General features: G+C 69.8%; 18 protein-coding genes. 11 read left to right on the forward strand and 7 right to left on the reverse strand.

Annotation, left to right across the window (positions count from 1 at the left end; genetic code table 11):
• Positions 1-43 precede the first annotated feature (43 nt).
• Together KIK09_RS19980 and KIK09_RS19985 are read right to left on the reverse strand one after the other, a co-directional pair.
• Positions 44-910, reverse strand: coding sequence for a TolB-like translocation protein (locus tag KIK09_RS19980; protein WP_214320793.1), 867 nt, complete (start codon positions 908-910; stop codon positions 44-46).
• The gene (locus KIK09_RS19985) at positions 907-2,541 is read right to left on the reverse strand and encodes a hypothetical protein (RefSeq protein WP_214320794.1); all 1,635 of its coding nucleotides are present in this window, start codon (positions 2,539-2,541) and stop codon (positions 907-909) included. Before KIK09_RS19985 ends, KIK09_RS19980 begins: the two co-directional genes overlap by 4 nt.
• 114 nt (positions 2,542-2,655) lie before the next feature.
• Here KIK09_RS19985 and KIK09_RS19990 point away from each other — a divergent pair, with 114 nt between their 5' ends.
• Positions 2,656-3,120: a hypothetical protein gene (locus KIK09_RS19990; protein ID WP_214320795.1), complete on the forward strand. Its 465-nt coding sequence runs from the start codon at positions 2,656-2,658 to the stop codon at positions 3,118-3,120.
• Here the strand turns inward: KIK09_RS19990 and KIK09_RS19995 are convergent.
• A complete protein-coding gene (locus tag KIK09_RS19995) occupies positions 3,117-4,247 on the reverse strand; it encodes a saccharopine dehydrogenase family protein (protein ID WP_214320796.1) in 1,131 nt (376 codons plus the stop codon). The genes KIK09_RS19990 and KIK09_RS19995 overlap by 4 nt on opposite strands.
• 112 nt (positions 4,248-4,359) lie before the next feature.
• On the opposite strand from KIK09_RS19995, the gene KIK09_RS20000 reads away from it, so the two are divergent.
• Positions 4,360-6,258, forward strand: coding sequence for a serine/threonine-protein kinase (locus tag KIK09_RS20000; protein WP_214320797.1), 1,899 nt, complete (start codon positions 4,360-4,362; stop codon positions 6,256-6,258).
• Between the two features lie 59 nt (positions 6,259-6,317).
• On the forward strand, positions 6,318-7,292 hold the full coding sequence (locus KIK09_RS20005) for a malate dehydrogenase (protein ID WP_214320798.1): 975 nt from the start codon (positions 6,318-6,320) through the stop codon (positions 7,290-7,292).
• 262 nt (positions 7,293-7,554) lie between these two features.
• Here the strand turns inward: KIK09_RS20005 and galE are convergent, their stop codons facing one another.
• Entirely contained in the window at positions 7,555-8,502 is a 948-nt protein-coding gene (gene galE / locus KIK09_RS20010) for a UDP-glucose 4-epimerase GalE (RefSeq protein WP_214320799.1), read from the reverse strand.
• 85 nt (positions 8,503-8,587) lie between these two features.
• Between galE and KIK09_RS20015 the strand changes: the two genes are divergently transcribed.
• The 3 genes from KIK09_RS20015 to KIK09_RS20025 all read left to right on the forward strand — a co-directional run bounded on the left by KIK09_RS20015 (position 8,588) and on the right by KIK09_RS20025 (position 12,080).
• Positions 8,588-9,901, forward strand: a complete 1,314-nt coding sequence (locus KIK09_RS20015; RefSeq protein ID WP_214320800.1) for a hemolysin family protein — start codon at positions 8,588-8,590, stop codon at positions 9,899-9,901.
• Positions 9,902-9,915: 14 nt separating this feature from the next.
• Entirely contained in the window at positions 9,916-10,920 is a 1,005-nt protein-coding gene (gene trpS, locus KIK09_RS20020; protein WP_214320801.1) for a tryptophan--tRNA ligase, read from the forward strand.
• 200 nt (positions 10,921-11,120) lie between these two features.
• Positions 11,121-12,080, forward strand: a complete 960-nt coding sequence (locus tag KIK09_RS20025; RefSeq protein ID WP_214320802.1) for a tetratricopeptide repeat protein — start codon at positions 11,121-11,123, stop codon at positions 12,078-12,080.
• Here the strand turns inward: KIK09_RS20025 and KIK09_RS20030 are convergent.
• Entirely contained in the window at positions 12,077-12,586 is a 510-nt protein-coding gene (locus KIK09_RS20030; RefSeq protein ID WP_214320803.1) for a MarR family winged helix-turn-helix transcriptional regulator, read from the reverse strand. The two genes, KIK09_RS20025 and KIK09_RS20030, sit on opposite strands and share 4 nt — an antisense overlap.
• A 60-nt stretch (positions 12,587-12,646) precedes the next feature.
• On the opposite strand from KIK09_RS20030, the gene KIK09_RS20035 reads away from it, so the two are divergent.
• Both KIK09_RS20035 and KIK09_RS20040 read left to right on the forward strand, forming a co-directional pair.
• Positions 12,647-13,882, forward strand: coding sequence for an amidohydrolase family protein (locus KIK09_RS20035; protein WP_214320804.1), 1,236 nt, complete (start codon positions 12,647-12,649; stop codon positions 13,880-13,882).
• A gap of 47 nt (positions 13,883-13,929) precedes the next feature.
• Positions 13,930-14,862, forward strand: coding sequence for a YihY/virulence factor BrkB family protein (locus tag KIK09_RS20040; protein ID WP_308164206.1), 933 nt, complete (start codon positions 13,930-13,932; stop codon positions 14,860-14,862).
• Here the strand turns inward: KIK09_RS20040 and KIK09_RS20045 are convergent.
• On the reverse strand, positions 14,851-15,945 hold the full coding sequence (locus tag KIK09_RS20045) for a D-alanyl-D-alanine carboxypeptidase family protein (protein WP_214320805.1): 1,095 nt from the start codon (positions 15,943-15,945) through the stop codon (positions 14,851-14,853). The genes KIK09_RS20040 and KIK09_RS20045 overlap by 12 nt on opposite strands.
• Before the next feature lie 129 nt (positions 15,946-16,074).
• Here KIK09_RS20045 and KIK09_RS20050 point away from each other — a divergent pair, with 129 nt between their 5' ends.
• Positions 16,075-16,236: an SCO4848 family membrane protein gene (locus KIK09_RS20050; RefSeq protein WP_504740301.1), complete on the forward strand. Its 162-nt coding sequence runs from the start codon at positions 16,075-16,077 to the stop codon at positions 16,234-16,236.
• Here KIK09_RS20050 and KIK09_RS20055 read toward each other — a convergent pair.
• A complete protein-coding gene (locus KIK09_RS20055) occupies positions 16,193-17,602 on the reverse strand; it encodes a peptide ligase PGM1-related protein (RefSeq protein ID WP_214320807.1) in 1,410 nt (469 codons plus the stop codon). The genes KIK09_RS20050 and KIK09_RS20055 overlap by 44 nt on opposite strands.
• A gap of 455 nt (positions 17,603-18,057) precedes the next feature.
• Between KIK09_RS20055 and KIK09_RS20060 the strand changes: the two genes are divergently transcribed.
• Both KIK09_RS20060 and KIK09_RS20065 read left to right on the forward strand, forming a co-directional pair.
• On the forward strand, positions 18,058-19,287 hold the full coding sequence (locus KIK09_RS20060) for a M20 family metallopeptidase (protein ID WP_214320808.1): 1,230 nt from the start codon (positions 18,058-18,060) through the stop codon (positions 19,285-19,287).
• 373 nt (positions 19,288-19,660) lie between these two features.
• Complete coding sequence (locus tag KIK09_RS20065; RefSeq protein WP_250573515.1) at positions 19,661-19,912, forward strand: hypothetical protein; 252 nt, start codon at positions 19,661-19,663, stop codon at positions 19,910-19,912.
• Positions 19,913-20,031 lie beyond the last annotated feature (119 nt).

A 20,031-nucleotide genomic window follows, 5' to 3' on the forward strand; every position in this document is an offset into this window, starting at 1 on the left:
GGGAGAAGCGTCCACCCGCGGCCCGCCAGGTCGCCGGATCCCGCTAGCCGACGGCGCCCACCACGACGCCGTCCCCGTCGATCCCGAGCGGGCGCAGGCCGCCGGTGTTCACGTCGAGGACCTGGTACCCGTCCTTCCGCACGATCAGGGCGCTCTCGCTCTCCCACCGCACGACCTCCTGGACGGGGCCCGGGATCGTACGCAGGGACCTGCCGGTCGCGGCGTCGACGAGGAGCACGCCAGGCGTGACCACCTCCTCCGGGGTCACCTCGCGCGGCACCGTGGCGAGCAGCCGCCCCGAGGGCGACAGCTTGCCGACCAGATTGCCCGGCAGCGTCACGCGGCGGATCGCCCCACCCTCGGCATAGGCGAGGTACGTCGTGGTCGTGACATGCCCGGGCGGAGGCACCGGCTCCGGGCCGCCGGGCGTCCTGCGTACCGTGCCGCGGTCGACGTCGACGACCACCGGATGGTCGCCGGGGACCAGGAGACGGCGGCCGTCGGGCGAGAACTCCGGCGCGGGGAAGGAGGGCCGCACGGGATAGGTCCTGGCGGTGCCCGCCGCCAGGTCGGCGACGACCAGGCGCCCCGTTTTCCTGTGCGGGTAGGCGGCGCGGGTCCCGTCCCGGCTGAGCGCCAGGACGTCCTCGGACAGGGCGTCCGGCAGCAACCAACGCTCACCGCGTGCCGAGACCAGCACCCAGCGCTCGCACGCGGGAACCTCCTCGTCACACTCGGGACGGTAGGCGTAGCGCACCGGGCCGGTCACCCGCCCGCGCAGCTCGGGCGGTGCCGGCGCGGCGGAGGGAGTGGGTGAGGCACGGACGAACGCGGGCCGATCCGCCGTCCAGGACGGCAGCACCACCCAGACCGCGGCCAGGAGCGCCGCCACGGCCAGGACGACTCTCATCGCGCCACCACCTTGCCGACCACGGCGTCCTCAGGGAACTCGGCGGCGCGTGCGGACCTGCCGGTGGCGGGATCCACGAGATACCCGTCCTCGCCGAGCGTCACGAGCAGCTTCCCGTCCTCCGACCAGCCTCGCGGCTCGGGAACCTCGCCGTCCCGGCGCACGCCCAGCGGCCTGCGCCGGGTGACGTGACCGGTGCGCGCGTCCATCGACACCACCTCGGTGCCGGTCACCGTCACCAGCGTGCGCGCGTCGGGCGCGAGCCACGCCCGCAGCGTCGGGTCGTACGGCACGCGGGTGCGGACCGTGCCGTCATGGCCGACCGTGCGCAACTCGGTGTCGGGCGTCCCCGGTAGCGCCGGCCGCCCGGTGGTGACGACCAGGCTGTCCGGCCCGATCCCGAGCACGTACCGGACGCCCGGCATCCGCACCCGGGCAGGGGAGTTCATGTCGATCAGGTCGGTCCCGGCGGCGTCCGTGAGCGTGACATAGCTGCCGTCGGCCGACAGCACGGGCTCGGGAACGGCGTCGTCGGCCAGCTTCCCGGTTAGAAAGCGGCTCTCGCCGGTCTCCAGGTTCCTGCGGACCATGCGGCGCGAGACGTCGTCGAGGTAGACGGCGTAACTGCCGTTCCCGCTGAGCGCGAACGGTGCCGGGCGCTCGAGCCCGGTGCGTCTGGCCACGTAGGTGGCCGCCTCGGTGAACCGGTACTGGTACCCCTCCACGGAACCCACTTCCCAGGCATGTTGGGCGAGCCGCGCGTACTGGAGGGTTCCCAGCTGCTGTCCCGGCTGTGACTGCACCTGCGCCGGCACGGGATTCGGTACGAGGAAGGCCGCCACGGCCAGCGGCACCGCGGCGATGGGAACCCACGGCAGGGTCCGGCTCTCCCGCGCCGGCCTCGCCTGCCAGGACGAGGCCGCGGCCACCCAGGCCACCACCGGCAGGCCGTACGAGACGATCACCACCAGGTCGATCGCGTTATGGGGTGGCTGCGGGTAGGCGGCCTGCAGCCCCGTCCACAGCGTGACGGCCGCGCCGAGCGCGAGCAGCTTGCGCGCCGACGAGGAGCGCACGGCCACCTCGGCCCCGACCAGGTCGGCAGGTCCCGCGTGCAGCGGCCGCCGCTGGAGGCTCCTGACCAGCAGGTGTACGGCGAGCGTCGCGCCGAGCGCGGTCACCGCCGCCAATCGTTCGGCGACCCCCACCTCGGCGCGGAAAGAGCGCGCCACCGTGGCAACGGCCAGGGCGCAGCCGACGGCGGCGGCGATTCTCCAGCAGACGACGAGCAGCGTCGGCGCGAGCTGTATGCCGATCGGCCGCCCTTTCTGCCCCCGGCCGAATCCAATCTCCGCGGCCACAATTCCGAAAAGCCAGCCGACCACAAATGGAAACGGACTTAGCGTGACAGTGACTATCGTCCACGCCAGCCCGGCCGCCAGCCCGATCCACTTCCAGCGCTGCGTCACCCGGAGGTAGCCGAGGACGAGGCCGCCGTTGAACTCGCCGACGTCCAGTTGCTGCCAGCGGGCGAAGCGATTCACCGTTGTCGGCGTGAGAGAGCCGTCGGCGTACTTTGTCGCGAGCGGCGCGAGAACCGCGGTCAACGGCAGGAACCAGATTACGAGCAACGAGTGCCTTTCATCACGCCCGAAAACGTAGCAGAATGCCATTTCGCGTGACAGGGGAGAGGTGAAGTGATTTCTGCCGACGTTTGGGCCCGGCTGGATCCCGGCGTCGGGAGGTTGAGTCGCCGCCTCCGCCTCGTCCTGGCCGTCGGCGTGGTGGTCTCCCTCGGTTGCCTGCTGGCCTGGCGGTCGGGTGCGGTGGTTCCCCGGCTCGAGCATCGGGGCTTCGGCCCGGAGCAGACGTTCGTCTACAGGGACGACGCGGGCAGGCCGAGCACGGCCAGGGCCACCGTCGTCCAGATGTTCGTCAACGACGGGTGGCTGCCCGTCACGATCACCGGCGTGGCGGTGAAGACGGCGGACGTGTCACTGGTGAAGGCGACGGGTGGGCCGATTCCCCGCACGCTCGGCCCCGGTGCCGCACTCACCCTCGAACTCGTGCTCGACGTGCGACGATGTGACGTCCGGAAGGGAGTACCCGTGCTCTTCGAGGTCGACCGATGGTGGGGCGCCACGACGGTGACCGCGGTTCGGGAGGACGACGACGAACCCTGGCTCTCGGCTCTCTCGATCTGTCGCTAGGCCTGTGTTGCCTCCTTCGTGGAGAAGGCGATGCCGGCTTCGGTGAGGCGGGTGATCAAGGGGTGGCCCATGGCTGCGGCCGTCGTCAGCTGGCCGGCCAGGTCGGGGACCTCGTCGAAGGCGAGGCAGAGGGCCGACTCCGCGAGCATCTTGGCGGTTTCGTCGTAGCCGGGGTCGCCGCCCGTCACCTGGGTGCGGACGCGGCGGCCGCCGCCTTCCCCGACGATGGTGAGGTTGAACCAGTTGCGGGCGCGCTGCTCCGGGGTGGGGCCGTCGCCCGGCTGGAGGCGGGTCGACAGGAAGCGGCGGGCCGGAGGGATCTGGGCGGCCCCGGCCAGGGCGGTGGCCCCGGCGGCCAGGGCGAGGGCCTGCGGGAGCCGTTTGACCGCGAAGTACTGCCGGTAGGTGAAGTCGGGGCCGTAGCGGTCGAGCAGGCGGGCCGAGTAGCCGACGATCTGCGGGTCGATCGTGGGCATCGGCATCGCCCAGCCGCCCACGTACCGCAGGCCGCCCGGCAGCGAGCTGACCCGGCGGCCCGCGGGCACGGGCTCGGCCGAGCGGCGCTGGGTGCCCGCCTCGAGCATCTGGCGCGGGCGCGACATGATCGACAGCGCCGACTGGAAGGTGCCGCCCGACGGCTGCAGGCGAGTCCGCAAATATCCGGACACGCGGAGCGGGACGCCCTCCGGCAACTGGCTGACCGTGTACAGCACCCCCAGATCAGAGGGAATCGAGTCGAACCCGCACGCGTGCACGAGCTTGGCCCCCGACGCCACGGCCCGATCGTGGTAGCGCACGTACATCCGGTCCACGAACTCCGGCTCGCCCGTCAGGTCCAGATAGTGGGTGCCCGCCTCGGCGCACGCCGCGACGAGCGGCTCGCCGTACCTGATGTAAGGACCGACGGTGGTGGCGACCACGCGGGCCTGACGGGCGATCGCGGCCAGCGACGCGGGATCGGTGGCGTCGGCGATCAGGATCGGCGCGTCGAGGCCGAGGCGTTCCAGCTTGGCCCTGTCGCGCCCGGCCAGCGCCCAGCGCACATCGGGGCCCGCGACCCGGTTAAGGTAGGCGGCGGTGAGTGCGCCGGTGAATCCGCTGGCGCCGAACAGCACGATGTCGTACATGGTGCGAAGCCTCCATCTCGCTGGATCACGAACGGTTAACGGTTCCCTGAGAGCTTCCTGGGCGTCGTAAAGTTTGCCTCGTCGGGCTTTGTGTACACGTGGGGAAAGACGGATGCCGCAGATCTCGCCGCTGGTTGCCGGCGATCCCAGCCAACTGGGGTCGTTCCGGCTGACCGGCAGGATCGGAGAGGGCGGTCAGGGCATCGTCTACCTGGGCGCCAACGAGCAGGGCGAGCGGGCGGCGATCAAGCTGCTGCACGTCAAGTTCTCCGGCGACACGATCGCGAGATCGCGCTTCGCCAGAGAGCTGAAGGCGGCCCAGCGGGTCGCCTCCTTCTGTACGGCCCGCGTCATGGAGGCCGACCTCGAAGGCAACACGCCCTACATCGCCAGCGAGTACATCGACGGGCGGGTGCTGCGCGACGTGGTCGAGGCCGACGGGCCGCTGCAGGGCACCGCGCTCGACCGGCTGGCGATCGGCACGGCCACCGCGCTGACCGCGATCCACCACGCCTCGATCGTGCACCGCGACTTCAAGCCCGACAACGTGCTGATCGCGGCGGACGGCCCACGCGTGGTGGACTTCGGCATCGCCCGGATCATCGACTCCACCGGCACGATCACCAGCCGCGCCATCGGCACGCCCGCCTACATGGCCCCCGAGCAGATCGCGGGCGACGACATCGGGCCCTACACCGACGTGTTCGCCTGGGGCGCGACGCTCGCGTTCGCTGCCACGGGGAAGACCGCCTTCGAGGGCAACTCGATCGCGGTCGTGCTCAACCGGATCCTCAACCACGAGGTCGACGTCGAGATCATGCCGGAGCCGCTGCGCGGGGTGGTGCGCTCGGCGCTGGCCAAGGCCCCGGCCGAGCGGCCCTCGGCCGACCAGATCCTGCTGCGGCTGCTCGGCCAGCCGGAGACCGTCGGAGCCTCCACCGCCGTCATGAACAGGGCGGCGCAACTGGCCGGCGACGACACGATGCCGATCCCGCGGGTGTCGACCGCGGTCACGGAACACAAGCCGGTCGTCGAGACGAGCCTCACCCAGTCGCCCTCCGTGTCCATGCCGCTTCCCGTGACGGCGCCGCCACCGCCCCCGCCGGTCCGCAGGCGGCGAACGGGCATGTGGATCGGCTTGATCATGGCCCTGGTCCTGCTCGCGGCGGCCGCCGTCGCCCTGCTGATGAACGGCTTCCCGTCGTCGCTGGCCCTCGGCCAGGAGCCGCCCGCCACCACGCCGCCGCCCACCTTGGGCGAGAATCCCGCCCAGCCCGCCGTCTTCTCCGCGGTCGCCGACAAGATCGCCCAGACCGGCAAGGTCACCATCGGCGTCAAGGTCGACCTGCCCGGCATCGGCCTGCAGCGCAACGGCGGCTTCGAGGGCTTCGACGTCGAGCTGGCCAGGCGGATCGCCACCGCGCTCGGCGCCAAGCAGACCGTCTTCACCAAGGTCACCAAGGCCAACCGGGCAGACATGCTGGCCGAGGGCACGGTCGACCTGGTGCTGGCCACCTACTCCATCGACAAGAGCGAGGTCCAGTTCGCCGGGCCGTACTACCTGGCCCACCACGACGTGCTGATCCGCGACGGCGACTCGATCAAGACGTTGGCCGACCTCAAGGGCAGGAAACTGTGCGCGCCCGACAGCCCGTCCGTCGGCGAGGTCCAGTCGAAGGTCAAGGTCGAGCCGGTGCCCGCGAGCAACTACGCCCAGTGCATGGACCTGCTCAGGAACGGCGGCGTCGACGCCATCCCCGGCGACGACCTCATCCTGGCCGGCTTCGCCAGCAGGGAGAACCTGCGCTTCCGCGTCCTGGGTGCCCAGCTGAACGACGAGCGCTACGCCGTCGGCATCAAGCAGGGCGATGCCAAGACGTGTAAAGCGGTCACCGGTGTGATCAAGGATCTCTACCACGACGGCACCATGAAGTCACTGCTCAGCAAGTACTTCGGCCAGGTCGGCTTCAACCCGGAGCTGAAAGTGCCCGCGATGGAACCCTGCGGATGACGAGCGGGTAACATCCCGAGACGTCACCATCCATAAACCCGTTGAGTTGGGGGAAGGCCATGGCCACGCCCGTCAAGGTAACCGTCACCGGAGCCGCCGGTCAGATCGGCTACGCCCTGCTGTTCCGCATCGCGTCGGGCCAGCTGCTCGGCGCCGACGTCCCGGTGAAGCTGAGCCTGCTGGAGATCCCGCAGGCGGTGAAGGCGGCCGAGGGCACCGCGATGGAGCTCGACGACTGCGCGTTCCCGCTGCTGTCCGGCATCGAGATCACCGACGACCCCAACGTGGCCTTCGACGGCGCCAACGTCGCGCTGCTCGTCGGCGCCATGCCGCGCAAGGCCGGCATGGAGCGCGGCGACCTGCTCGGCGCCAACGGCGGCATCTTCGGCCCGCAGGGCAAGGCGATCAACGACCACGCAGCCGACGACATCAAGGTCCTGGTCGTGGGCAACCCGGCCAACACCAACGCGCTCATCGCCCAGCAGAACGCGCCCGACGTTCCGGCCGAGCGCTTCACCGCGATGACCCGCCTCGACCACAACCGCGCGATCTCCCAGATCGCCCAGAAGCTCGGCGTCCCGGTCACCGAGGTGAAGAACATCACCATCTGGGGCAACCACTCCGCCACGCAGTACCCCGACCTGTTCCACGCCGAGGTCGGCGGCAAGGTCGCCGCCGAGCAGGTCGACCAGGAGTGGCTGCGCGAGACGTTCATCCCCACGGTCGCCAAGCGCGGCGCCGCCATCATCGAGGCCCGCGGCGCCTCCTCGGCCGCCTCGGCCGCCAACGCCGCGATCGACCACGTCTACGACTGGGTCAACGGCACCGACTGGACCTCCGCGGCGATCGTCTCCGACGGCTCGTACGGGGTGCCGGAGGGGCTCATCTCCTCCTTCCCGGTCCGCGCGGTCGACGGGCGGTTCGAGATCATCCAGGGGCTCGAGATCGACGCGTTCTCCCGCGAGCGCATCGACGCCTCCGTCGGCGAGCTCATCGAGGAGCGCGACGCGGTGAAGTCCCTCGGCCTGATCTGATCCGAGGCTTTCGGCGCGCATCCGTTTTCGGGTGCGCGCCGTTTTTCATGTCCGGCGCCCTGCCGACAACCAGGCCACTAGTGGCGGGGGCAGGGGGTGGCGGCGTGGGTGGCGGGGGCGGGCTGTGAGGTGGCGAAGACCACGCCGGATGCGGCGGCGAGGCTGCCTAACAGGATGAGGACGCCGAAGAGCACCTTCGTGACCCTTGGTGAAAAGCTCCTCACATTTCGGTATCACAGCACAGATTCGGCGTCGGCATACCTCATTTTCCGGAAAGCGCTCCCCAGGCATCCCCGACGATCTCGGCCATCGAGCCCCGCTCGGCCTTCCACCCCAGCTCACGCTGGATTTTCGCGGACGAGGCGACCAGTACGGCGGGGTCTCCGGGCCTGCGCGGGCCGACCACGGACGGGATCTCGTGGCCGGTGATCTCGCGGCAGACCTCGATCATCTCGTGGACCGAGAAGCCGGTGCCGTTGCCCAGGTTGTAGATCTTGTGCTCGCCCGGGGTGATCGCGTCGAGCGCGAGCAGGTGCGCGCGGGCCAGGTCCGCGACGTGGATGTAGTCGCGTACGCAGGTGCCGTCGGGCGTGGGGTAGTCGGTGCCGAACACCGATACCGACTCGCGCTCGCCGGTGGCCACCTTCAGGACGTTCGGGATGAGGTGGGTCTCGATCGCGTGCCGCTCGCGGAAGGCGCCGTAGGCTCCGGCCACGTTGAAGTAGCGCAGGCTGACCGCGCCGAGCCCGTGCAGCCCCGCGTAGGTGGTCAGCACGGTGTCGACGGCCAGCTTGGAGGCCCCGTAGGGGTTGGTGGGCCGGGTGGGGTCGGATTCCTCGATCGGGGTCCGTTCCGGCTCGCCGTACACGGCTGCTGTCGACGAGAAGACGATTTTTCCGACATTTTGCTGTCGCATCGCGTCCAGGAGCGCGAGGGCTCCGCCGAGGTTGTGCTTCCAGTAGAGACCGGGCTTCTCGACCGATTCGCCGACCAGCGACTTGGCGGCGAAGTGCAGCACCGCCTCCACCCCGTCGAGCGCGTCGCCCGGGTCGGTGATGCACCCCCGGACGAAGCGAGCCCCGGCGGGCACGGCGTTCTCGTGCCCCGTGGACAGGTCGTCGAGCACGGTCACCTCGTGCCCGGCCTCGACCAGCTGCGCCGCGACGACGCTGCCGACATATCCCGCGCCTCCGGTGACCAGCAGTCTCATGTTCACTCCTGTTTAAACATGTGCGATTTTGTAGGGCTTGCTGTTCAGCATACGGGTGAATCCCTCCGAGTACGCTGCCAACACCATGTTTGACACCGTCGTGGCCAATCTCGCCCTGGTCCTGCTCTTCATTGTGGTGGGCGGGTTCTTCGCGGCCGCGGAGATGGCGATGATCTCCCTGCGGGAGAGCCAGATACGCAGGCTCTCCGGCAAGGGCAAGCGGGGTCAGCGGGTGGCCAAGCTGGCCCGCGACCCCAACCGTTTCCTGTCCGCGGTGCAGATCGGGGTCACCGTCGCCACCGTGCTGTCGGCCGCCTTCGGCGCCGACCGCATCGGCGCGCTGCTGGTGCCCGCACTGGAGGGCTGGGGGGTCTCCCCGGCCATCGCCCCCTCGCTCGCGCTGATCCTGGTGACCATCGCGATCTCCTACTTCTCGCTGGTGCTCGGGGAGCTGGCGCCCAAGCGGTTCGCCCGGCAGCGCGCCGAACGGCTTTCGCTGGTCGTGGCGCCCATCCTGGACCGGGTCGCGTCGCTGTCGCGCCCGATCATCTGGGTGCTGTCGAAGTCGACCGACGGCGTGGTCCGGCTGCTCGGCGGCAACCCGCAGGCCGACAGGGAGAAGGTGACCACCGAGGAACTGCGCGACATGGTCGTCGGCCACGCCGACCTGGACGCCGACGAGCGGAACCTGATCGCCGAGGTGTTCGCCGCCGGCAAGCGGCAACTGCGCGAGGTGATGCTGCCGCGGACGGAGGTGGAGTTCATGGAGGCCGACACTCCGCTGGCCGAGGCCGCGGTGCTGGCCGCCGCGATGCCGCACTCCCGCTTCCCCGTCTACCGCGAGTCCTACGACGAGATCCTGGGCTTCGTCCACGTACGCGACCTGCTCGACCCGGTGCTGACCGGGCGGATCGAGCCGATCAGCCAGCTGGTGCCGATCCGGCCGATCAAGCTCGTGCCCACGTCCAAGCGGGTGCTCACCACGCTGTCGGAGATGCGCGACGAGAACCACCACCTGGCCATCGTGGTCGACGAGTACGGCGGCACCGCGGGCATCGTCACGCTCGAGGACCTGGTCGAGGAGCTGATCGGCGACATCAGGGACGAGTACGACGTCGAGGACGACACCGTGGTGCTGCCCGCGGGCGAGATGGAGATCGACGGCCTGACCAACCTCAACGACTTCGCCCAGGACACCGGGATCCGGCTGCCCGACGGCCCCTACGAGACGCTCGGCGGCTTCGTCATGGCCGTGCTCGGGCACGTCGCCTCCGTCGGGGAGAAGGTAGAGGTCCCCGGGTTCGAGCTGACGGTCACCGAGCTGGACGGCCGCAGGATCGCCCGCGTCCGGGTGAAACGCCGTCCGGTGCTTGAGTCGCCGCCTGAGCAGGATTCCTGACACAATTGCCTGCTATGGCCAGACCTCGTGTACTCTCCGGCATCCAGCCCACGGCAGACTCCTTCCACCTGGGCAACTACCTGGGTGCGGTCCGCCAGTGGGTCACGCTGCAGGAGACGCACGACGCCTTCTACTGCGTCGTCGATCTTCACGCGATCACCGTGCCGACCGAGCCCGACGCCCTGCGCCGCCGCAGCCGGGTGGCCGCCGCGCAGCTGTTCGCCGCCGGGCTCGACCCCGAGCGCTCCACCGTCTTCGTCCAGTCGCACGTGCGCGAGCACACCGAGCTGGCCTGGGTGCTGATCTGCCTGACCGGCATGGGCGAGGCCGCCCGCATGACGCAGTTCAAGGACAAGTCCGCCAAGTTCGGCGAGAGCGCGGCCAGCGTGGGCCTGTTCACCTACCCGATCCTGCAGGCCGCCGACATCCTGCTCTACCAGGCCAACGCGGTCCCCGTCGGCGCCGACCAGAAGCAGCACCTCGAGCTCACCCGCGACCTGGCCCAGCGCTTCAACCACCGCTTCGGCGACACGTTCACGCTGCCCGACCCGTACATCCTCAAGGAGGTCGAGAAGATCACCGACCTCCAGGACCCGACGTCGAAGATGTCCAAGTCCTCCTCCAGCCCCGCCGGCATCCTGGACGTGCTCGAGCAGCCAGGCCCGCTGCGCAAGAAGGTCATGCGCGCGGTCACCGACACCGGCTCCGAGGTGCTCTTCGACGAGGAGATCAAGCCGGGCATCTCCAACCTGCTGCGCATCCAGTCGGCGCTCACCAGGACCCCGATCCCCGACCTGGTCGCCCGCTACGAGGGCCAGGGCTACGGCACGTTCAAGAAGGACGTGGCCGAGGCCGTCGTGGAGACCTTCACCCCGATCCGCGAGCGCACCGAGAAGCTGCTGGCCAACGAGTCGGAGCTGGACCGCCTGCTGGCCATCGGCGCCGGGCGTGCCCGCGAGGTCGCCGCCCGCACGATGGCCGAGGTCCGCGACCGCGTCGGCTTCCTGCCGAGCCTCTGAGTACGGCGGGCACCCGCAAGACCGGGTGCCCGGCCAGGAGCGGAGTCGTAGCGGTGCCCAGCCCCGCATCACCGGAGTAGCGTCTCCCTGGACAGAGCCCGCCGAAGTACGGTGACCGGCGGTGGGGCGGCTTCGCCGTACAGCGTGAGAGGGAGGCTGTGGGGCTCTTCAGGCGGAGGGCGGAAGATCACGCGCGGTTCGTGCTCGACCGGACCTGGTCCGATCCCGCGCTCGACGCGGGCGTCGAGGCGGTCGCCGAGGGACACCTGGCCGCGGGCAAGGCGCTGCTGGCCGAGACGCGCGGCGACTCCGACCGCAGGACGTTGCGGCTCGACGCGCTGGCCAGGGCGGCGAACGGGCAGAGCGAGCGCCTGGCCGACCTGCTGAGAGACGCCGACGAGGACCCCGACCTGTGGGTGTGGCACGGCTGCGTCATCGCCGACGAGGCGTGGAGCGCTTTCGACGGGCATCTCAGCGACGAGGAGTTCCAGCGTTTCTTCGCGCTGCTGCAGGAGGCGCACGACTCGCTGCTGCGCGCCGCCCGGCTCGCCCCCGGCGACGCGGCGCCGTGGGCGGTGCTGCAGCGTGTAGCAGCGCTGACCCAGGCGCGCAGGGAGGACGTCGACCGGCTCTGGCAGGAGGCGGTGGCGCGCTCTCCTCGCCTGTTCGCCGCGCACTGGGACAGGCTGGGCATCGTCGGCGACCGCTGGTCGGGATCCGAGGAGGAGATGTTCGCCTTCGCCCGTGACACGGTCGAGCGTGCCCCGGCGGGCAGCCCGATCGTGGCGATGCTGCCGCTGGCGCACTTCATCCGCTACCGCCGCGAGCGCGACCGGCTCTACGAGGACAACAAGTTCGTGGCCGGGGCGAAGCTGGAGCTTCGCTACTTCTCCCACGAGGTGCTCGGCGAGATCCGCGAGGCCGACGCCAAGTGGGAGAGCAGGCAGACCCCGCACCCGTACGCGCTCAGGGCGCACAACCTCTTCGCCGGGGCCTACCTGCAGGGCAACAAGATGCGCGACTACGACAGGCGCAAGCGCCACCTGGCCCGCATCGGCCGCCGCGTCGACAGCATGCCGTGGGCCATCCTGTCCGACGACCCGGTCCGCACGATGGCGGGCGGCCTGAGGAACCTGGGCCTGCCGCTGCCGGAGGCCTAGCGGAGCCGGCGCCTGCCGACCACGAGCAGCACCTCGCGCAGGGCGTCGGCGGCCTGCCGTACGGCCTCTTCAGGGACGCCGGCGAGCACGTCCTCGTGCACCTTGCCCGAGACGGCCATCGCGGTGTCGGAGACGCGCAGGCCCTCGGTGGTGAGCTGCACCCAGCGGCTGCGGCCGTCGCCGTCGTTGTCCGCGCGTTCGACGTAGCCGGCCGCGGTCAGCCGCTGCAGCACGTTGCTGATCCCGCCCGAGGTGAGGAACAGCGCCCGTGACAGCTCGCTCGGCTTCATCCGGTACGGCGGGCCGAGCCGGTTCAGCGCGGCCAGCACGTCGAACTCGGCATAGGTGAGCCCCAGCTCGGCCAGCTCGGGCTTGAGCGCCTGCTCGAACAGGCCGTTGATGCGCGACATCCGCTTGCTCAGCTCGAGAGCCGCGATCAGCGAAGGCGACAGGCCCGACCTCTCCCAGCGCGGGACCAGCGCGTCGACCTCGTCCTTGCGTTCCACGCATCGAGGATACCTGTCACCAGATTGCTTTCTAAAAAGCTTTTCTCTAAGCTTTCAGCTATGACAACAGTGATCAGAAACGGCATCGTGATCGACACCGAGCCGAACCCGGTCGTGCTGCGCGACACCGACGTGCTCATCGAGGACGGGAAGATCGCGGCCGTGGGCAAAGGCCTCAGCGGCGACGAGGTGATCGACGCGACCGGGCGCATCGTGCTGCCCGGGTTCGTCGACAGCCACCGGCACACCTGGCAGGCCGCCATCCGGGCGGTCGCCCCGAACACGGATTTCGCGGGATATCTGCGGACTGTCCTCGGGGAGCTGGCGCCCCGCTTCGCGCCCGAGGACGTGCGGGCCGGGAACCTGGCCGGCGCGCTGGAGGCGCTCGACGCGGGGATCACCACGTTGCTGGATTGGTCGCACATCCAGTTCACGCCCCAGCACACCGACGCCACCGTGGACGCGCTGCGGGCCTCGGGCATCAGGGCCGTCTTCGGCTACTGCTACGGCGGGCCCGCCGAGGGCTTCGAGGCCGAGACCCGGCGCGTACGCGACCTCGGCGTACCCATGGCCATGGCGGCGCTCGGCCCGGAGATCGTCAGCCGGGAGCAGGCACTGCGCGAGTGGCGGCTGGCCGCCGAGCTCGACCTGGACATCACCGCGCACCTGGGCTCGCACAGCGGGCAGAGCGCCGGGGACACGCTGGCCTGGCTCCGCGACAGCGGCCTGCTCGAGCAGCGCATCACCTACATCCACGCCAACCACTACACCGACGAGGCGCTCAAGGTGATCGCCGAGTCGGGCGGGAGCGTCTCGGTGTCGCCGATCGACGAGATGACGCTGGGCATGGGAGACCCGATCACCGGCCGGGCACGGGCGGCGGGCATGCCCGTCTCGCTGAGCGCCGACACGGTGGTGTGCGCGCCCGGCGACATGTTCAGCCTGATGCGGGCGGCGTTCATGATGGAGCGGGGGCGGATCACCGTGGCGGACACGCTGCGGATGGCCACGCTGGAAGGGGCGCAGGTCGTCGGGCTCGGCGACGTCGTCGGCTCGCTGCGGCCGGGCAAGCAGGCCGACCTGGTGCTGCTGCGCACCGACACGCTCGGCATGGCCGCCGCGCACGACCCGATCGGCGCCGTCGTGCTCAACGCCGACACAAGCACTGTTGACACCGTGCTGGTCGGTGGGAAGGTGGTCAAGCGCGACGGGCGGCTCGTAGGCCATGATCTCGCCAAGGTTCTGTCCGACCTCGACGAGGCGGCACGGCGCGTTCTCGGGACTCCCGAGGGCTGAACATGCACACTTGATCGTCGGTTTCTTCCGAAAAGGGGCGGACGACGGTGATCGCACGGCTGATGCAACGCGTCGCGGCGGCCAAGGAACGCGGGCGCCGGTACGTCGACCACTGGCGCGTCCGCCGTCCCTCGGTCGACCACCTGATCCGCACGTTCCGCCGCTACCAGGGGCGTTTCGGTGACCGGCTCGCGGGGGCGATCACCTACTTCGCGTTCCTGTCGTTCTTCCCCCTGGTGGCCCTGGCGTACGGGCTGTTCGTGAAGGTCGCCTCGGCCAGCCCGGCGCTGACCGAGGCCTTCGACCGGGCGATGAGCGAGCAACTGCCGGGCATCGCCGGCCAGTTGCAGCTCCAACAGATCAGCCAGTACGCCACCACGATCTCCGTCGTCGGCCTGCTCGGTCTGCTCTACGCCGGGCTCGGCGCGGTCGACGCGCTGCGCGGGGCGCTGCGGGAGATGTCGATGTCGCTCAAGCAGCCGCTCAACTTCTTCCTCGGCAAGGCACGCGACCTGGTCTCGCTCGTCCTCATGGGGCTGACGATGCTGGCCTCGGTGGCGGTCAGCGGGTTCGCCAACCAGGCCACGGCCTGGCTGACGGGCGTCCTCGGCCTCGACAGCGGCGACCTGCTCAGCAGGGGCGCGGTGTGGAGCACCGGGGTGGTGGCCGGCGTGGTGGCCGACTGGACGCTGTTCCTGATCGTGCTCGGCTGGGTGGCGCGGCCCACCCAGCCCTTCACGGTCATCGCCCGCGGCGCCCTGCTCGGGGCGGTCGGGTTCGGGCTGCTCAAGCTGCTGGCCGGGCTGGTGCTCGGGCACACGCTGACCAACCCGATCTACGGCACGTTCGCCGTGATGGTGGGCCTGCTGCTGTGGATCAACCTCTCCGCGCGGCTCGCGCTCTACGTGGCCGCGTGGACCGCCACCGCCGGGATGGCGCCGCCGCCGTCGCCCACGCCGCTTCCCGCGTCATGGCCGTGACGCGCGCCTGCGCCGGATGCCGAAACCCAGCCACGCCAGGCCGAACAGCAGCCCGCCGCCGATGACGACCCCGCCCACGGTCCTGCTGGCGTCGGTCTGCTTGGCGGCCGCCGCGCCCAGCATCGGCGTCTTCAGCGGCTCCTGGGCCAGGGCCGACGGCGGAGTCACCGCCTGCTGGTCAGGGATCGGATCCACCAGCTGTCCGACCGGCTGCACCTTGCCGCGGGCCGCGAAGCCCCAGTCCAGCAGGCTCGCCACCTCGTTCCAGAACGAGCCGTCGTAGCGCATGATCGTTACGATGATGGTGTGGCCGCCGCGGGTGGCGGCGCCGACGAAGCTGCCCAGCGCCTTGGACGTCCAGCCGTTCTTGACGCCGATCATGCCCTTGTAGCGCCACAGGAGCTTGTTGTGGTTGCCGATCTCGTACGACTTGCCCTTCGGGGCGGGGAACTTGGCGCTCTTCAGGCTCACGTACCGCCGGAAGTCTGGATTTTTCAGACCAGCGCGGGCGATGAGCGCCAAGTCGTAAGCGGAGCTGAGCTGTCCGGGCTTGTCCAGGCCATTGGGCGTCTTGGCCACGGTGTCCTTCGCCTGCAGCCGCCTGGCCTCGGCGTTCATGTCCGACAGCGTCCTGCCCATCCCGCCGTTCGTCTCGGCCAGCGCCACCGCCGCGTCGTTGCCCGAGCACAGCAGCAGGCCCTTGAACAGGTCGTCGACCGTGTAGATCGCCTTGGTCGTCAGGCCGACGGCCGAACCCTCCTGGTTGACCGCGTTGGCGCTCGGCTTCACCTTGAGCGTGCGGTCGAGCTTGGGGATGAGGGTCTCGGCGGTCAGGGTCTTGAGCGTGCTGGCCGGGGCGTAGCGCCCGTGCGCGTCCTTGGCCGCGAGCACCTGCCCGGTGTCGGCATCGGCGATCACGTACGAGGTGGCCTTGGTCTTGGGCGGCACCTTGACGCCGGCCGGGTGGACCAGCCCACGCTTGCCCAGCATGTCGCCGCCGATAGGGCCTTGGGCGGCGTGCGCCGGAGTGGTCATGGTGACCGTCGCGAAGAGTGCCGTGACAGGCACCAGTTTCATCCACATGGCGGATCTCAGCGTAGCTTCGTGTCATTGCCCATGTGGCGACACCTGCCCCGTAGATCCACCCACGACGCCTGAGAGGCGACTATGTCGAGAAAATTGGCCGTTTTCCTCGTTATTCTCGGAGTGTTCATGATCTTCGAGTGGGTGAATCTTGGGTTTAACCTGGCCGCGGGCCATCCGACCAGCTTCTACGTGGTCCACGGCATCCTGATCGCCGTCAACGTGATCCTGGGGATCGTCCTCGGCGTCATCGGGGTGCGGGGTCTGCTCCGCAGAGGGCGCGCCGGGTGAGCCTGTGGAGCTCGTCGGCCTCCTCGCGGGAGTTGCCGATCGAGGTGAAGCCGAGCTTGCCGTACTCGGGAATGGCCCCGAGCAGGTGCAGCACGTTCCCGGTACGGCTGGCCGCGTCGAACCCGAGTCCCAGCGACTCCACCATCCGCACCACCTCACCGGGAGAGCGGCCCTTCAGGCAGTAGGCGGCGCAGTTGTCCGTGGCGGTGTAGTACTTCGGCTGCCCGTCGGCCACCAGCAGCCCGAGCCCGGGATCGTAGGTGGCGCCGGTCGTCAGCAGGGCCGCGCCGAAGGGGTGCGTGGTCCCGCCGATGCGCAGGTTGATCTCGCACAGCAGCGCCGCGTACCCGGCGTCGGCCTTGAGCGCGAAGAAGTCCATCCCGAACAGGCCCACCACGCCCCTGTCGGCCAGCAGGTTCGCGATCCGCGTCGCGGAGCCCTGGACCTCGGCCCGGTACTCGGGCGCGGCGGGGAACGTGCAGCCCTGGTAGACGTCGTTGTTGGCGCCGCCGAGCACCTGGTCGTGGGTGGCGACCACGTCGGCGTGCCCGCCCGGCGTGATCCTGGCCAGCGCGCTGGGGTAGTACAGCGGGCGGTGCTCGATGAACTCCTCGACCACCGCACCCCTGTCCATGATCTTGGCCGAGAAGCTCTCCCACGTCTCGCCCTCGGCGGAGAAGCTGGTCCACGCCCTGTCGTTCTTGCGCACCAGCGCATTGCCGAGCCCGGAATAGCCGTCGTTCAGCTTGACGATCACCTGCTCGCCCGGCAGCTCCTCGATCGCGTCCTCGAGCTCGGTCAGCAGGCGGATGTCGCGGAAGCCGCGGGCCATCGGCACGCCCGCCTCCTGCCCGATCTCCCTGGCGCCGCTCTTGGAGCCGTAGTACGCCAGCGAGGTGGCCGGGCCGTAGAGCGGCACGTTGAGTAACGAGGCCAGCTCTTCCTCGAGCTCGCTCAGGACGAACGGGACCATCCACGCGTCGTCGCCGCCGATGGCCTCCCTGATTTCGCCGATGGCGTCGGGTCGATCCAGCAGGGTTCTGGTCAGCGGCTGGGAGCAGGGGTCGTCGAGGCTGATCAGTTGCAGCCGCTTGGCGGCGCCATCCGGGTCGGGCAGGAAGCCGAAGTAGTAGTCGACGATGTCGGGATCGACGGGCATGGAGGACAGGTAGACCACCCTGACTCCGGGCTCGCGCAACGTGAGGAGGAGGAACAGCAGGCGCTCCTCGTAGCACCTCACCCCCGTGATGCGGCGCAGCTCATCCTGCGGCAGGGAGAGCGAGGGCACGACCACCAGGGTCCCCTCGCTCGGCTCGAAGATGCTCAACCGTGCATGCTTCTCCCCGAACGGGATATTAGTGATCATATTGCGAGTGAAGCACCGATTCTTCTCAAATGCAGCCAGCGTCGTAGTGTGATACCCATGCCGGAAGGTGACACGATTCGAAATCGACGACCACGTTTGGACAGGGCCACATCGGGTGATGATCTAATGATCCCTTGTGACTATTTCCTGACCACGTCGCCGTGTACGTAACGTGACGACCAGCGGTTTCGGGCATGCAGCGGGCTAACTTTTGGTGTAGTTGTCCGCGAGAACGCCTGCGAGAGCGATAAAGTCGATGTCATCGCCATCGGGCTCACGGCCAACCTTGCCGCGCTACACCCGTGCTGACGATCTCCGGCACCGAACCTTGGGGTGCGGCCTTCGAATCGCAGGGCAGCTGCCCAGACCGGACAGCTAACCACTGTCGGGACAAGTGACGATATATACGGTCGTGCGATCCTGGTGATTCGTACGGCATGACGGGACGGTGAACGATGCGGGGACGTGAGCTGCGGGGGGAACTGGACGCGTTCCTGGCGGAGAACGAGCAGGACCTCGTGGCCTTCCGCCGTGACCTCCACAGGCACCCTGAGCTTGCCTTCGCTGAATACAGGACCACCCAGCGGATCGCCGAGCGGCTCACCGCCGCCGGTCTGGTGCCCTCGGTGCTGCCGCGCGGCACCGGGCTGATCTGCGACGTGGGCAGCGGCGACGGCCCCACCATCGCCCTGCGCGCCGACATCGACGCCCTCCCGCTCCAGGACGAGAAGGACGTCTCCTACCGTTCCACCGACCACGGCGCCTGCCACGCCTGCGGCCACGACGTGCACACCACGATCCTGCTCGGCACCTCGGTCTTCCTCGCCCAGCAGGCCGCCGCCGGACTGCTGCCCGGCCGTGTCCGCCTGATCTTCCAGCCCGCCGAGGAACTGCCCGGCGGCGCCCTCGAGGTCATGGCCCACGGCGGCATCAGCGGTGTCGACCGCATCTTCGGCCTGCACTGCGACCCGCGCGTCGACGTCGGGCAGATCGGCCTCAAGTCCGGCCCGATCACCTCCGCCTGCGACAAGCTCTCGATCCGCGTCAAGGGCCCCGGCGGCCACACGGCCCGCCCGCACCTGACCGCCGACCTGGTCTTCGCCCTGGCCAAGATCCTCACCGAGCTCCCCGCCGCCCTCTCGCGCCGCGTCGACCCGCGCTCCTCGCTCAGCCTCGTCTGGGGCAAGGTCGAGGCCGGTACGGCCGCCAACGCCATCCCCGACGACGGCCTGGCCGAGGGCACGGTCCGCTGCCTCGACGAGAACGCCTGGCACGCCGCCCCCGACCTCATCAAGGCGCTCCTGGAGTCGGTCGCCGGCGCCTACGGCGTCGAGGCCACCATGGACTACACCCGCGGCGTCCCGCCGGTCGTCAACGACGAGTCCAGCGTCGACATGTTCGCCGAGGCCGCCGAGCGCGCCCTCGGCCCGGGCAGCGTCGTGCCGACCCAGCAGTCGCTCGGCGGCGAGGACTTCGCCTGGTACCTGGAGTCGATCCCCGGCGCCTTCGCCCGCCTGGGCACCCGCACGCCCGGCGGCACCACCTACGACATCCACCAGGGCACGTTCGACGTCGACGAGCAGGCCATCGGCATGGGCGTCCGCCTCATGGCCGCCACCGCCCTCACCTCCCTCTGGGACAGCCCCATCCCCACCCTCGACCAGATCACCAACGCCCTCACCTAGTACGGCAAGCGCCCAGCACAAAGGCGTTCGCTACGCTCACACGCTCTTTTTTGAGGGCCCACCCGTGACCCGCCTGGCTGGTCGCCCGCCTGATGCCCACCCCACCCCGCCCCGCCGCGGCGGGCGGGCATCTGGGATCTCATCCCTGGCCGATCGGTAAGGGCATGGTGTTCGCTGCGCTCACACGTCTCTCCAGCGGGCCTGTCGGCCCGCCCCTGGAGGTCCTCGCTCACGCTCGGTCGCTTTTCTGGAGAAGCCCACCCCTTACCCACCTGGGTGGCCGCCCGCCTGACACCCATCCGCCCCGCCGGGCGGGAGACCAACTACGTCACGAAAACCATCGGGCGGCGCGGTTGTCCCGCTTCAATGGGGCATGTCCCTGGCCTCTGAAATCGCCCACGACGACAAGATGGTCAAGAAGTCTGTGACCATTCGCCGGTCCGTAGCCGAGGAGGTCGAGGCACGCACCGGCAAGCGCGACTTTTCGCGGTTCGTCAACGAGGCTCTGGAGCGCCAGTTGGCGCTCCTGAAGGCCGGCGAGATCGTCCGCGACTTCGAGCAGCAACATGGCCCGCTCACCGACGAAGACAGGGACGAGGCTCAACGGGCATGGCGCGGTCAGTGAGGCGCGGCCAGTCCATGTCCGAGCCCCCGCCCGAGGTGGGAGGCGCTGTCCGTCACGTAAGGCTTGCTCACCGGGCGAGATCATGAACGCTTCCTGCCGCCTTCGGGGAGATCGTCACC

Origin of the sequence: Nonomuraea sediminis (genome assembly GCF_018531495.1) — a bacterium.
Lineage (GTDB): Bacteria > Actinomycetota > Actinomycetes > Streptosporangiales > Streptosporangiaceae > Nonomuraea > Nonomuraea sediminis.

Coding starts and splice junctions, on each gene's coding strand:
- KIK09_RS19980 (WP_214320793.1), bottom strand. CDS start 910: ATGAGAGTCGTCCTGGCCGTGGCGGCGCTCCTGGCCGCGGTCTGGGTG.
- KIK09_RS19995 (WP_214320796.1), bottom strand. CDS start 4,247: ATGTACGACATCGTGCTGTTCGGCGCCAGCGGATTCACCGGCGCACTC.
- KIK09_RS20000 (WP_214320797.1), top strand. CDS start 4,360: ATGCCGCAGATCTCGCCGCTGGTTGCCGGCGATCCCAGCCAACTGGGG.
- KIK09_RS20005 (WP_214320798.1), top strand. CDS start 6,318: ATGGCCACGCCCGTCAAGGTAACCGTCACCGGAGCCGCCGGTCAGATC.
- galE (WP_214320799.1), bottom strand. CDS start 8,502: ATGAGACTGCTGGTCACCGGAGGCGCGGGATATGTCGGCAGCGTCGTC.
- KIK09_RS20015 (WP_214320800.1), top strand. CDS start 8,588: ATGTTTGACACCGTCGTGGCCAATCTCGCCCTGGTCCTGCTCTTCATT.
- trpS (WP_214320801.1), top strand. CDS start 9,916: ATGGCCAGACCTCGTGTACTCTCCGGCATCCAGCCCACGGCAGACTCC.
- KIK09_RS20035 (WP_214320804.1), top strand. CDS start 12,647: ATGACAACAGTGATCAGAAACGGCATCGTGATCGACACCGAGCCGAAC.
- KIK09_RS20045 (WP_214320805.1), bottom strand. CDS start 15,945: ATGTGGATGAAACTGGTGCCTGTCACGGCACTCTTCGCGACGGTCACC.
- KIK09_RS20050 (WP_504740301.1), top strand. CDS start 16,075: ATGATCTTCGAGTGGGTGAATCTTGGGTTTAACCTGGCCGCGGGCCAT.
- KIK09_RS20055 (WP_214320807.1), bottom strand. CDS start 17,602: ATGATCACTAATATCCCGTTCGGGGAGAAGCATGCACGGTTGAGCATC.
- KIK09_RS20060 (WP_214320808.1), top strand. CDS start 18,058: ATGCGGGGACGTGAGCTGCGGGGGGAACTGGACGCGTTCCTGGCGGAG.
- KIK09_RS20065 (WP_250573515.1), top strand. CDS start 19,661: ATGTCCCTGGCCTCTGAAATCGCCCACGACGACAAGATGGTCAAGAAG.